Consider the following 13,161-nt stretch of genomic DNA (forward strand, 5'->3'; position numbering starts at 1 on the left):
AAATTCCTAAGATATTGGCCATGGGGTTTGGGAGTCGGATATTCCGGATGTGATGGGAGACTAGGGGCTCCTTCTCCGGGGCGGCAATCCCAAAGTGCGCGAAATTTCAAAATCATCCACAAGCCGAAGCTTGACTTTACAAAGACCTTTCCCACGCCAAGCGTCTGCGCCCAAGGCATGAACTCCGTAATCCGCGTATTTTCCTACCTCCGCCGCTACCCCGGGCTGGCAACCGCGCAGTTTTTCTGCGCCACCATCATGGCGGTTTCGGTCATTTTTTTCCCGAAAATCACCCAGGTCGTCATCGATGACGTCGTCCCCGATCCCGCGAAGCACCCCGATCTCCTTTTCTGGATCATGCTGGCCACCGCCTCCTACTTCCTGAAGGACGGCCTCAACTGCGCCCGCATTTTCGTCAACAACCACTTCGAACAGAACGTCATCTACGACATCCGCTCCGATCTCTACCGGAAAATCCAGCGCCTGCCGCTCAACTGGTTCGACTCCCGCCGCACCGGCGACATCATGACCCGCGTCGTCGAGGACGTCACCTCCATGGAGCGTGTGCTGATCGACGGCATCGAGCTCGGCCTCGTCGCCCTGATCCAGCTCATCGCCGTCGGGCTCGTGATGTATCTCACCGATTGGCAGGTCGCCCTGTGGGCCACGCTTCCCATCCCGATCCTGATCATCGGCGCGTGGATCTATTCGAAGGATGCCCGCCACCGCCACAAGGCAGAGCGCAAGGCCACCTCCGCCCTCAACTCCCTCCTCCACGATAACATTGCGGGCATACGCCAGATCAAATCCTACGCCGCCCAGGACGAGGAACACGCGAATTTCAACAACCTGTCCAACCGCGTCCGCAAAGCCACCCTACACCTCATGAAATGGTGGGCCGTCTACAACCCGTCCATGTCCTTCGCCAGCATGCTCGGCTATGTCCTCGTGCTCGGCTTCGGGGCGCAAGCGATGATCGCAGGCCGCATGACGGTGGGCGACCTGACATTTTTCTTCCTGCTCCTCAGCCTCTTCTACGAGCCGGTCGGAAAACTCCGCCAGCTCAACCAGATGATCTTCTCGTCCCGAGCCGCCGGTGACCGGGTTTTCGAGATCATGGACTCAGAGGACGAGGAAAACGCGGCCGAAGGGGAAACCCTGCCGGAGAGGATCCGCGCCCACGTCCGCTTCGAGAACGTATCCTTCGCCTACGGCAAACAGGCAACCCTGACCGGCCTCAGCCTCGACGCCCCGCCCGGCTGCACCGTCGCCCTCGTCGGCTCCACCGGCGCCGGCAAGTCCACCGTGCTCTCCCTGCTCAACCGCTTCTATGAGCGGGATTCCGGCAGCATCACCATCGACGGCACGGACATCGCCACGCTTTCCAAGAATTCCCTCCGGGAAAAACTCGCATACGTCACCCAGGAAGCCTTCCTCTTCAACGGCACCGTCCGCGAAAACCTGCTCCTCGCCAAACGCAACGCCTCCGAAGAGCAGATATGGAAAGCCCTGGAAGCCGCCAACGCCGCCCCCTTCATCCGCGCCTTGCCCAATCTGCTCGACACCAACGTCGGCGAGCGCGGCGTGAAACTCTCAGGCGGGGAAAAACAGCGCCTCTCCATCGCCCGCGCGCTCCTCAAGGACGCCCCGATACTCCTGTTAGATGAGGCCACGGCATCCGTCGATTCCGAAACCGAGCGCCAGATCCAGGCCGCGCTCGACCGGCTCATGGAGAACCGCACCGCCTTCGTCATCGCCCACCGACTCTCCACGATCCAGAACGCGGACAGGATCTACGTCATGGACAAAGGCAAGGTCATCGAGGAAGGAACCCACGTTGAGCTGCTCGCCCTGGAAGGGAAATACGCGGAACTATGCAGCCGGTCGTTTCTCGCGGAGCGGGAAGGGTGAGCAGGCCCGCATCCGGTTTTCACCGCTGCACCTGATTCGCGCCTCGACATCGCCCGGCCCGGTATCCAACCGTTAGGCCATCCGAACATGAAATTCCGTGCCGTCACCTTGTTCATGGCAGTCCTCTGCTGCGCCCTCGACCTTGTTCACGGCGCGGAGGCAGCCGCAACGGCATGGTCGGATAGGCTCGGCAGCGAAGACCCCGCCGTCTGGAAAAAGGCCGAGGCCGATCTCCAGGCAGAAGGCGCGGCCGCGCAGGGCGCCCTCACCCGCCTCGCGGAAAACCCCGACCCATGGGTCGCCGCCCGCGCCGAACGCCTCCTGATGGCCCTGCGCGGCATCGACCCGCGGCTGCCGCGCAACATCCAGCTCTCCCTCCTCGGCTACCCCGATCTCGGCGCAGCCGCCCGGGCGGAACTTTTGGATACCCTTTCCCGCCCCGGCCCAGGCCATCTCGGTGCCTTGATCTTCCTGATCGGGCAGCCGCAGACGGAGGGAGAAGGATGGAACCAGCGCCTGCGCAACGCCATCGCCCAGAATCCCGCCGACGTGGAACTGATCAAGCCCGAATCCGTCCCTCCGGCAACGCTCGGCCTCCTGTTCTCCTGCTTTCCCGACCACCCGCAGGGAGCCAAGGAGGAACGCTACGCGAAGTGGCGCGCCCTCAACCCGGACATCCGCTTCCACATCCGCCGCGACCAGGTGGAGCTGGAAATCGGAAGATTCAGGGAAAACGCGGAGACCGCGGAGCTGCTCTCATATCTCCCCCGGGTTCGCGACGCCGAAGCGAGGATCCACGCAGCCAGGTTCTCACGCGGCCTGATCATGGCGGACAAGAAGCTCGCCCCCGATTCCCTCGATGAAAACGCCAGCATCGGCCATCTCCTTGTGCTTTCATCGGATTCCAGCGCGGTCGAGTGGTATGCAAAGCACCTCGCCCGCCACCCTGGCATCGCGGATTCGCTGCTTCCCGAACTAACAAGCCTCACCATCAGGCACCTTTTGGCACAAAGGGATTTGGAGAAAGCGATCCTCCTCTTCCTCGCACCGCAGGATGAGACCTGGCACGTGCGCACGGTCGATTGGAATCTCCTCCGTGAGATCGGTGCAGCGCTGGGCAGCGATCCCGCAGCCCTGCCCGACGGCCTTCCCGAGATCAACAACCCATCCCGCTTCCCCATCATGGGCAGCATCCTTGACGCCTGGTTCAAGGCCAACCGCGAAAACAATGATAACGCGGCTCCCGGTGGAAAAACCGAGTGCTTCGACCGCTGGGCGAAAACCGATGAATGGCTGGAAGCCGCACACCGGCACGGCGCCCTCGACCTTTACCAGCGCCTCATGATACGACGCGGGAAATTCACGGAAACGCTCATTCTCCACGAAAGCGACAGGAACCATTACGCACTGATGAACCTCGGTGAGCTCCTCGTGTCCCAACCCAAGCTTGTCCCGCTTGTCCCCGCCGGGAAATGCACCGTGGAAACCCTGCGCTCCCTGCTGCACGGAGCCATTTCGAGCTACGAGTCCGCATGGCGCGAATCCAAGCCGCAGCCCTCCTTCGGGATGGCGGCGGCATGGCTGGAAACCCACCCCAACCTGTTGGAGAAAGACAGCTTCTCCACCGCGCCGCTCTATCAGGCCGCCCTCGACTGGAAGGCCGGCCGCCGCGCCCAGGCCGCCGCCGCACTGCTAGCCACAACCAAACCGATCATCACCGAGTTCGGCGGCCGCACCCACTCGAACCCCAACCCCATCGCCAGCCACGCCATCGCCATGCTCGCGGATCTGCTCGCAGCGTCCCCGGATGCCGACCTGCAAGCCCTGCTCCCCGCCGAAACCGCCACGCGCGAAAACCTCACCTTCATCCTCGAACGGCTCGGCAAACGCAAGAGCCACGCACCCGCTGACATCCGCATGAGCCTTGCCCTGACCGCCCTGATCCGCGAGCGCTTCGACCCCGAAGGCATCCTTTTCGCCATCGATGCATACAAAGGCCGCAGGATCTCACTCGATGCATGGATGGCCGGGGATGAAAATCTCGCCGGGGACATCCTCATCGCATCCTTCCTTTCCAATCCCGACAAGGAGGAGCAATACGACGGCGGGTCGGCATGGGCGATCGCACTGCTGGGACGCGCGGGGGAGGCCATGGAAAAACTCGACTCCGCGAAGGCCTCACTGGCCGCCCCGGTGTATCGCTCGAAACGCGCCCGCCTGCTCCAAGTCCTCGGCCGGACCAAGGAGGCCATGGAAACCGTGTCCCCGGAGCACCAGCCGAACCTACGCCTCGCCCTCGCCCTGGAGACGGGCGAATGGGATGCGGCGGCTTCCGCATCGGCGGCGGCTTATGACGAAATGAGCGCGACCGCAGCGGCGAGATCCTGCATCGATACCCTTTCCGGAGATCCCGACCGCGTCAAAAGGCACATCAACTCGAACCTCGGCACCATCCGCCTGCTCAACGGTGACAGCCTGCGGGAAGATGATCTCGTGGAAATGGCGCGGGATTCGGAGGTCGCCGCCGACTTTGAGCGCATCCTCGCCGCAGCGCTCGCCTCCGGGACGGACGTCCCCTACCTGCAGCTTTCCCAATACCTACAATATCCCGATCTGCTCCCCGACAAGCCCCGCGCCATCCAGCTCGCCGCGGAGGCCGCCGCCAGGGACACCGTCATCATCAACGGCGAGCCGGTCACCGGAGTCCACAAGATGGTCATCGCCGCAAGCCTGCTCAACCTCGGGCGCGGCGATCTCGCCTACGCGGCGGTTCGCCCGCTCTTTGCCTCCTCCCTCCGGGAAAAACCCGCCGTCCCCCTCAAGCGAAGCTACGGCTGGGGATACACGCCCCCGCTGTACGAAGCGTTCAACGCCATCCTCCGCCTCACCCAGATGGAGTGGCCCGATCTCCCTGCGGAAAAGCAGATGGGCAAACTCGATGCCATCCTCAGTCATGGGGATCCCTCGCTCCGCGCCCGCAACATGCTCGGGCTGATCTCGAAGCATCACTTGCAGCTCAACAAAAAGGAACTCCACGAACTTCTCTGGTTGCCGCTCTTCGATCTCTCCCACGCAGGCAAGGTGCCTCAGGAAATGAAAGACCGGGCCCTTGCCCTGATGGATTCCAAGCAGCCCGATGCCAACGACCGCAAGCGCCTCGCCAATGCATGGACACCCGAGATCTGGTTCATGGAAAGCCACCACCCGCCCGGCGGCACCGGCATGAGATACGAATTCGGATACACCCCGAAAGCGGGCAAAAAGCACGCGCCGCGCGGCAAGGATTTCGTCCTGATCGACGGCCTCGACGCAGCCCTCAAGCTCATCGCAAAAGGGGAGCGCGATGCTGCTGCGAAGCTGATCCGCGAATGCGTCATCCGCAACCTGCTAGACCCCGGCCTGACCGAGCAGCGCGTCCATTGGAACTCCAAGGAAGGCAGCGGCTGGGGCTCGGGTCGGGGTCATATCAGCGGCGGTTCATCGACCCTGGTTTCTTTTTTCGAGGCCTACGACCTGCCGCCGGAGATTTGCATCCCTCTCATCCGCGCCTGCACGGACACATGGAACAACACCTCCGACGACAATCGCTATCTCAATGCAGCCAACTACCTCGCTGCGAACGGCAGGCAAGGGGATGCCCTCGGCCTCTATCACCGCTTCCTGGTCGCAAGCAGCGGGGTTACAGGCAGCGGAATCGCAGGCCGCCCGCATGTGAGGAATTTCCTCAAGACGCGCGGCCTTCTGGCGGCACAGCGCGGTGACGGTGCCGCCGCCGTGCATGACATAGGCAGATTGGTGCAACTCGCCCCATACGAGCCGGAATCAGCAGCGGCGATCATCGCAGCCCTCACGGAAGGGGGGGACCAGAAAAGCCTCGACGCCGCCCGTGACGTTACCGACCGCTTCTGGCGCGTCCGCCTCATCGAAATCCCGACCAGCCGCACCTACGCCCATTGGAGGAAACAGTGGGAGAACCTGTTTCCCTGAGGTTCGGCATCGATCGAACGGACTCGGGAAAGCGGCTTGAAATGCCGTGTGTGGGAAACAAAAAACGCCCGGAGTTTCCTCCGGACGTTTCCTGAAATGATTTCCTGCCCGATCAGCGGGAGTAGAGCTCGACGATGAGCTGCTCGTTGACGAGCGGGTCGATCTCGGAGCGCTCCGGGATGCGGGACATCGTGCACTCCATCTTCTCACGATCCGTTTCCAGCCAATCCACCGAGGGGACTGCCTGGGTGAGGTCGAGCATGCGGAGCGCGAGCTGCTGCGAGGATGGCTTGGCGCCGACCTTGATATGGTCGCCGGGCTTCACCTGGTAGCTTGCGATATCAACGCACTTGCCGTTCACGAGCACGTGGCCGTGGTTGACCATCTGGCGGGCGGCCTGGCGGGAGTTGCCGAAGCCTGCGCGGTAGCAGATGTTGTCGAGGCGGCATTCGAGGAGCTGGAGGAGGATCACGCCGGTAACACCGCGGCGGCGGGCTGCCTCCTGGTAATATCCGCGGAATTGCTTCTCAAGCACACCGTATTGGAAACGGAGCTTCTGCTTCTCACCGAGTGCGACGGAGTATTCCGACTTCTTCTTGCGGCCTGCGCGGACGCCGTGCTGGCCTGGTGGGAAATTGCGGCGCTCCAAGGACTTGGATGGGCCGAAAAGTGCGACGCCGAAGCGGCGGGAGAGTTTGGTGCGTGGACCTGTGTAACGTGCCATGATATTAGAAAGTTGGGTGTTTAATGTGTTGGGTTAAACGCGGCGGGCTTTCTTAGGGCGGCAACCGTTGTGAGGGATAGGCGTGACATCGCGGATCGAGAGGATGTCGAGACCGAGGCCCTGGACGGCACGCACTGCGGACTCACGGCCGGAACCGGGACCCTTGACGCGGACATCAACCTCTTTCAGGCCGTGACCCATGGCCTGGCGGCATGCATCCTGGGAAACAACCTGTGCGGCGTATGCGGTGCTTTTCCTCGAACCCTTGAAGCCCATCTTGCCGGCGCTGGACCATCCGATGGAGTTTCCGTTCTGGTCGGTCACGCTCACGAGCGTGTTGTTGAAGGTGGCCGTGACGTGGACGATGCCGCGGGCGACGTTCTTCGAGCCCTTGGCCTTGTGGATCTTGATTTCCTCTTCGCCACCACCGATCTCAGCGAAGATATCCTTCTTCTGCTCTTTCTTCGGGGTGCCGTCGGGATTGAGGGCGGGAGCTGCCTCAGCGGCAGGTGCGGCCTTCTTGGATTCTTCCGGTTTTGCAGCGGGAGCGGCAGCCGGGGTTTCGGGTTTGGCCTCGGCAGCGGGAACCGCCACTTCTTCAGCTTCTGTGTTGTTTGTTTCTTCGGACATATGTCGGGAACGTTTCGGTCACCTCAGGCGACCGGGAAATTGTTGTTGCGCAACAGGCTTGTTACTTCTTGACGCCAACGGTCTTCTTCTTGCCCTTGCGGGTGCGGGCGTTGGTGCGGGTGCGCTGGCCACGGACGGGCAGGCCGCGCTTGTGGCGGATGCCGCGGTAACAGTTGATGGAGGTGAGGCGCTTGAGCTGCACCTGACGCTCACGGCGGAGATCGCCCTCAACCATGATCTGCTCGGCCTGGATCACCTGGGCGATCTTGACGAGCTGATCCTCGCTGAGCTGTCCGGTGCGGATGTCCGGATCGATGCCGGCGTGCTCGAGTATGCGGCTCGCCAGAGGGCGGCCTATGCCGAACATGTAAGTGAGGGAAGCCTCGATGCGCTTCTCGTTGGGGATTTCGATGCCTAGGATACGTGCCATTGTGTGCAGTAGTTCGCGTGTTTCGCGTGCTGCCGATCCATACCGGAAGCCCCGCGGGGCGGGTGATTTACCAGAAGATCACACTCTGGCAAGCCGGAAATGGAAAAAACCTGCACCCCGGGGAAGGTTTTTCCAAAAACTGTCCACACCCTGCGAACTTTCCCCATAACCGCCGTATCCCTTCTCGACAAACCGCGGGCTGCCCCTAGCTTCCTGCGAAACATTACGCACAAATGGACACCCATTCAGAAGCACCAGAGGAAATTCCCGCCGAGCTCGCAGTGGCAGCGGTGCCGGAAAACGCCCCGGACACCAACCCCTACCAGCTTCCGGCCGACGATGTCGCCGCGATCGACGAGCTCGGCAAGACCTACCAGGCCTTCCGTGAGGAACTCGCGAAAACCATCGTCGGCCAGGACGACGTGATCGAGAAGCTCGCCATCTGCCTCTTCGCACGCGGCCACGCCCTGCTCATGGGGGTGCCCGGACTCGCGAAAACCCTGCTCGTTTCCTCCGTGGCGCAGACCTTCGACCTCTCCTTCAACCGCATCCAGTTCACCCCGGATCTCATGCCCGCCGACATCACCGGCACGGACATCATCCAGGAATCCGGCGTGGACGGGAAACGCGAGTTCGAGTTCGTCAAGGGGCCGGTCTTCGCAAACCTCCTGCTTGCCGACGAAATCAACCGCGCCCCGGCCAAGACCCAGTCCGCCATGCTTGAGGCCATGCAGGAAAACAAGGTCACCGTCCTCGGCAAAACCTACGTGCTGCCACCGCCGTTCTTCGTCCTCGCGACGCAGAACCCGATCGAGCAGGAAGGCACCTACCCGCTGCCCGAAGCCCAGCTCGACCGCTTCATGTTCCTCATCGAGGTGGAATACCCCTCGGCTGCGGAAGAGAAGGAAATCGCCCGCTCCACCACCGGAGCCGCAAAGCAGGCGCTCTCCAAGCTCATCGACGGTGAGAAGATCATCGCCTTCCAATCCCTAGTCCGCCGCGTCCCCGTCCCGGACCACCTCTATGACTACGCGGTCGAGATCGTCCGCAAGACCCGCCCGGCCCAGCCCGAATCCCCCCAGTGGATCAAGGATACCGTCGGCTGGGGTGCCGGCCCGCGTGCCGTCCAATACCTCATCCTCGGTGCGAAATCCCGCGCCGCCCTGCGTGGCAATTACATGGCTTCCCTCGAAGACCTCGAGGCCGTCGCACCCGCCGTCCTCAACCACCGCGTCATCACCAATTTCGCCGCCGAGTCCCAAGGCATGACTTCCAAAAAGATCATCAAGAAGCTCATTTCGGAAATGCAGGAGGCCTAGTCCCATGTAGTGGAGAAAATCGCGGGAGCCACCAGTGGGCTCCCGCGAACAGACTACGGATTACCCGGAACCCTAAAATTCCCAGCCTATCGATGCATAGGCGAAACGTCCCGCGCTCGGGATGGCTTCACCCACAGCGAGATCACCTCCCGAGACGCGGTTCACACCTCCAAGATGTTGGGCATACCTTTTGTCCAAAAGGTTCTCCACGCCTACCTCGACGCGAACCGAATCAGCGAAAGTTTTCGCAACGCGAAGGTTGAGAATACCATAGCCCGGAGTCGAAGGCTCGTTCTGGAGTTGTGAAACCCGGTTTTGAGCGGAGGCCCATTCCCATTCAAGATGGGTCTCCCAACTGCTGCGCCTGTGAGCTAAGTCGAACATTCCGTGGAGCGGAGCAATTCGATAGAGACCATCACCCGTATCCTTGTTGCGGCCGCGCACATAGCTGACACTGCCGTCCAGTGACCACTCATCGGAAAACTCCCATCCTCCGGCAAGCTCAAGCCCGTAGAGTTCCGCACGATCGACGTTGTCATACTGAAGAACCGGCAAGCCACTCATGTCGTTCCGGCCGATGGGCATTCCTTGGATGTAGTTGTGCACGCTTTGGTAAAACGGCGTGATACCCGCATTCCAGGAGTCTCCTTGCCGGGTCGCGGCAAATGCGATCTCGAAGGACGTTTCGGGATCAAGATCAAGATTCCCCAAATACGTGCGACCATCCGCGAGACCAGCGCTCGCATTGAGCGGAGTCCACAAGTAACGCTCGATCAAAGATGGGGCCCGGCTTTTTATCGCAGCAGCCAGCTCAAAGCTGGTTGCTGCGTCCGGCTCGAAACGCAGCGCAGCGGTAGCGGAAGGAAGCACATCGGTGAACGAGCGATCCGCTGCATTGAAATTCGCCTGATCCGCGAGGATCGCGTTTCGCATCATACCCGGCGGGGGAAGAATCGCGTTGCTGACCGCATCGGCATCGCTTCTCACCACATCGCCACGCAGGCCATAGCGGGAGCTCCACCCTGCCGAGTGCTTTTGATCCCATTCCATGTAAATGCCATAGCGGCTTCGCTCATTGTCATTGAACGTATCACGCCTCAAGCCACTGGCGATGGCGACCTGTTCCGCATCGAACTCATTGCGATGAATGTCGATCCCCGCGCGTAGCTCGTTTTCCTGAAACGGAAGAGCGACCTCTCCACGCCAGCCGTAATCCCGGCTCGAAGCCGGAGCCTCCATCGCCATGCTTCCCGGTATCACGGGCCGCAGGGAGTAATTATCCATCCGGTGATCGATATCATGCACATAGAGGCGGTTCTCCACCACACCCCAACTGAAATTTTCCTTCTGGGTAAGTCCGAGGTTCCAGGAATCATCGCTTACCATATCCATCGGCAAAGCAGGGGTTCCCGCATCGCGGGTATAGGAAGCCCCGAAGTCCAAAGAGACAAAACCATTTGTGGTCCGCCAAGCCGTTGTCAAATTATGGCTGGTCGTATCGTAGCCGCTGGCACTCACCCTTCCACCGGGATACCGCAGATCGTTCGCGCTCGCCGCACTGCCCCGATAATGGAATCCAAGGTTTTCACCAGCTACGCTTAGATCCGCGCGGAACTGTGTCGCATCCTGATTCCCGAGAAATGACGATCCCAACGAACCATTCAAAAGCGCATTTCCGTCCTGTGAAAACACCGGATCCGCACGATTGATCAGAAGGCTGCCACCGATTTGATCCCCTCCTGCGCTCACAGGAGAAATTCCCGCCATCAACTCGATCACATCCCCGTCCGAGGGATGCGCGTAATGGAGTGGTGGATCCATGTGATTCGGACAAGCAGGGGTAATCTTCATGCCATCCACCTGCACACCTACCCGATCTCCGGAAAGCCCGCGAAGCTGCAGGATTCCGGTTTGGGATCCATTGCGGACAATCGCTGCGCCGGGCAGCTTTTGCACCATGGCAGCGGTGTCCGAGTAGCGCAGCACATCGGCTCCGACAATATGTTCAACGGGAGAACCCGCCGATGGCAATCGATTGGCTTGAACCGTGAGAGTATCCAGTGAACGCAGCGCATCTTGTGCGCTGGATGTTTGTGAAATCGCACCTGCCACAAGGAGGCTGATGACTGAGGAGTTTAAAATTTTCATGAGATAAAAATAAATTGAGGTATAAATTGAGGCGCTGAAACGCGCGCTGTAAGAGAACAACCGCGGGACAAATGCCCGCAGCGAATAGCCCGGACTCTCCGCCCTGAGCCTTCGAGTTTTCACGCCGATGAGGCGCGATGGAAATGTGCAGCCTAGCTCAACTCCGGCGGCGGCACCTCGGGGCCATCTGTCCCTTTTCCCCCACGAAATCGCTGCCAATCGTCGGTCACTGCCAGGTAATCTTCATACTTCGGCAGCGGTGCTCGGAGCCGTCCCGCAGACACAACCATTGCATCCCAAGCGAGACTCGGACGGAAAACTTTTGGAGCCGGCGGCACAGACGAATCATCCTCTTTCTGCTGCCGCAATTTAGCAACCTTCTTGCACAGCGAGCATGGATGCTCTCCATCGAAAGTCTTGATGACTCCGCGCTTAAACCCGCTCTCCTGCGAGTAGCTGACGACCATGTTCAACCATGCGACTTCCTGCAAAAAAATCGCCGGCCCCTGCATCAGCAGGAGCAGCAAGACTGCAATCAGGTTCCGAAGTATGGTCACGGGGAAGAAAAACATAAGAAGCCCGGAACCCGTAGTCAAAGCAAACCCTCTGGTTGGCCGATTGCGGATTCGCCCGCGAGGGCACGCTACCGATGCCGGCGGCGACCGATACGAATTCGTCTTTCGCCCCCGGAAGAGATGCCAGCCGGTCCTGAAGATCGAACCTTGTGCCCTATTTCCCATGATCCTGATTTTTGAAATGTCTATTCTCCATCCATCGGGCGACGCGTGTCTCCAGAGTCGCGTAAAGTGCCGGCAGCAGGAGCAAGGCCTGCCGTCCGTTCTGGAAGGTGCCGGAAAAATCTATTCATCCAGCGCCTCCAAGATTGCCTCTGACGAAAGACGAACGCCTTCAAACAACCCTGATGCCGTCTGAATTGTTTTCTTGCAGGTTGCCGTAGCGACCACAGCATACAAAGCAATCGAACAAACATGAGCACGCACTCCTTCATCGACTCCGACCTCCTCTCCCGCCTCGGCTCGCTCCCCATCGAGTCACGCGTCCCGATGATGGGGAATGTCGCGGGAAAACACCGCTCACCCCACCGTGGCTCCTCCGTCGAGTTCGCGGAGTATCGGAAATACGTCCCCGGCGATGATACACGCCGTCTCGATTGGAAAGCTTTCGCCCGCTCCGACCGTTTCTACATCAAGGAATTCGAGGCGGATACGAACCTCCGCGCTTACTTCGTCATCGACGCCTCCGGATCGATGAATTTCCACAGCCCCGGGCAGGACACAAAGATCGAATACGCCCGGAAAATTGCCGCATCCCTCGCATACCTGTTAGTGAACCAAGGCGACGCCGCAGGCCTCTCGATCTGCACGGACAAGCTCCACCTCGAAGTCCCGCCCTCACGCCGCGCCGCCCACTTGGAGCGCTTTTTCTCCACCATTGAAAAGGTCGAGCCATCCGGCGAGACCGGCCTCATCGAAGCCCTGCACGTCATCGCGGAAAAGATCAGCCAACGCGCCTTCGTCGTCATCCTGTCGGATTTTTTCACCGATACGGAAAAGCTTTCCGAAGCCCTCCAGCACCTCCGCTACCGCAAGCACGACATTTCCCTCTTCCACCTCATGGATCCTCAGGAAATCGGCTTCCAGTTCGATAGGCCGCATCGCTTCGTGGATCTGGAGGACGGCACCGCCCTTGTCGTGGAGCCGAACCTGATCGCCGACGAATACCAGACCGCCCTCAAGGAGTTCATGAAGAACGTCCGTGACAAGGCGCATGATGCCGCCGCCGATTACCAGCTGATCACCACAGACACCCCGCTGGAGCCCCTCCTCCGCGAGTTCCTCACCGCCCGCCTGCCGAAGGCGAAGCATTGAGGGTCTTCGCGCCCCGGTCATGGGGTTCAGGTATCCGATGGCGCGCCGCGCAAGCCTTCGCTGTTGGCTGATTGCCAAAAAATGGATTTCCCCCCGGGCGATTCCCATCCAATGTATTTGTCG

At 60.7% G+C, this 13,161-nt stretch carries 9 protein-coding genes; 4 read left to right on the top strand and 5 right to left on the bottom strand.

Annotated elements, in window-relative coordinates; genetic code table 11:
- Positions 1-177: 177 nt before the first annotated feature.
- Positions 178-1,911 (top strand): ABC transporter ATP-binding protein, encoded by a 1,734-nt coding sequence (locus HZ994_14845; protein ID QTN33536.1) that lies wholly within the window; start codon positions 178-180, stop codon positions 1,909-1,911.
- Positions 1,912-1,998: 87 nt separating this feature from the next.
- Entirely contained in the window at positions 1,999-5,898 is a 3,900-nt protein-coding gene (locus HZ994_14850) for a hypothetical protein (protein QTN33537.1), read from the top strand.
- Positions 5,899-6,010: 112 nt separating this feature from the next.
- On the opposite strand, the gene rpsD is transcribed toward HZ994_14850, so the two are convergent.
- From rpsD to rpsM, 3 genes are all read right to left on the bottom strand, one after another.
- Positions 6,011-6,622, bottom strand: a complete 612-nt coding sequence (gene rpsD / locus HZ994_14855; protein QTN33538.1) for a 30S ribosomal protein S4 — start codon at positions 6,620-6,622, stop codon at positions 6,011-6,013.
- 33 nt (positions 6,623-6,655) lie between these two features.
- Entirely contained in the window at positions 6,656-7,252 is a 597-nt protein-coding gene (rpsK, locus tag HZ994_14860) for a 30S ribosomal protein S11 (GenBank protein ID QTN33539.1), read from the bottom strand.
- 61 nt (positions 7,253-7,313) lie between these two features.
- Positions 7,314-7,682: a 30S ribosomal protein S13 gene (gene rpsM, locus HZ994_14865; GenBank protein ID QTN33540.1), complete on the bottom strand. Its 369-nt coding sequence runs from the start codon at positions 7,680-7,682 to the stop codon at positions 7,314-7,316.
- Between the two features lie 233 nt (positions 7,683-7,915).
- On the opposite strand from rpsM, the gene HZ994_14870 reads away from it, so the two are divergent.
- A complete protein-coding gene (locus HZ994_14870; GenBank protein ID QTN33541.1) occupies positions 7,916-9,001 on the top strand; it encodes an AAA family ATPase in 1,086 nt (361 codons plus the stop codon).
- 72 nt (positions 9,002-9,073) lie between these two features.
- Here the strand turns inward: HZ994_14870 and HZ994_14875 are convergent, their stop codons facing one another.
- On the bottom strand, positions 9,074-11,149 hold the full coding sequence (locus HZ994_14875) for a TonB-dependent receptor (protein QTN33542.1): 2,076 nt from the start codon (positions 11,147-11,149) through the stop codon (positions 9,074-9,076).
- A 152-nt stretch (positions 11,150-11,301) separates the two neighbouring features.
- Positions 11,302-11,721 (bottom strand): hypothetical protein, encoded by a 420-nt coding sequence (locus HZ994_14880; GenBank protein QTN33543.1) that lies wholly within the window; start codon positions 11,719-11,721, stop codon positions 11,302-11,304.
- A 417-nt stretch (positions 11,722-12,138) separates the two neighbouring features.
- Between HZ994_14880 and HZ994_14885 the strand changes: the two genes are divergently transcribed.
- On the top strand, positions 12,139-13,038 hold the full coding sequence (locus HZ994_14885) for a DUF58 domain-containing protein (GenBank protein QTN33544.1): 900 nt from the start codon (positions 12,139-12,141) through the stop codon (positions 13,036-13,038).
- Positions 13,039-13,161 lie beyond the last annotated feature (123 nt).

This window comes from Akkermansiaceae bacterium (assembly GCA_017798145.1).
GTDB lineage: Bacteria > Verrucomicrobiota > Verrucomicrobiia > Verrucomicrobiales > Akkermansiaceae > Luteolibacter.

Excerpts from the sequence above, each read along its gene's own strand:
- HZ994_14845 (QTN33536.1), top strand. The coding sequence starts at position 178 with ATGAACTCCGTAATCCGCGTATTTTCCTACCTCCGCCGCTACCCCGGG.
- HZ994_14850 (QTN33537.1), top strand. The coding sequence starts at position 1,999 with ATGAAATTCCGTGCCGTCACCTTGTTCATGGCAGTCCTCTGCTGCGCC.
- rpsD (QTN33538.1), bottom strand. The coding sequence starts at position 6,622 with ATGGCACGTTACACAGGTCCACGCACCAAACTCTCCCGCCGCTTCGGC.
- rpsK (QTN33539.1), bottom strand. The coding sequence starts at position 7,252 with ATGTCCGAAGAAACAAACAACACAGAAGCTGAAGAAGTGGCGGTTCCC.
- rpsM (QTN33540.1), bottom strand. The coding sequence starts at position 7,682 with ATGGCACGTATCCTAGGCATCGAAATCCCCAACGAGAAGCGCATCGAG.
- HZ994_14870 (QTN33541.1), top strand. The coding sequence starts at position 7,916 with ATGGACACCCATTCAGAAGCACCAGAGGAAATTCCCGCCGAGCTCGCA.
- HZ994_14875 (QTN33542.1), bottom strand. The coding sequence starts at position 11,149 with ATGAAAATTTTAAACTCCTCAGTCATCAGCCTCCTTGTGGCAGGTGCG.
- HZ994_14880 (QTN33543.1), bottom strand. The coding sequence starts at position 11,721 with ATGTTTTTCTTCCCCGTGACCATACTTCGGAACCTGATTGCAGTCTTG.
- HZ994_14885 (QTN33544.1), top strand. The coding sequence starts at position 12,139 with ATGAGCACGCACTCCTTCATCGACTCCGACCTCCTCTCCCGCCTCGGC.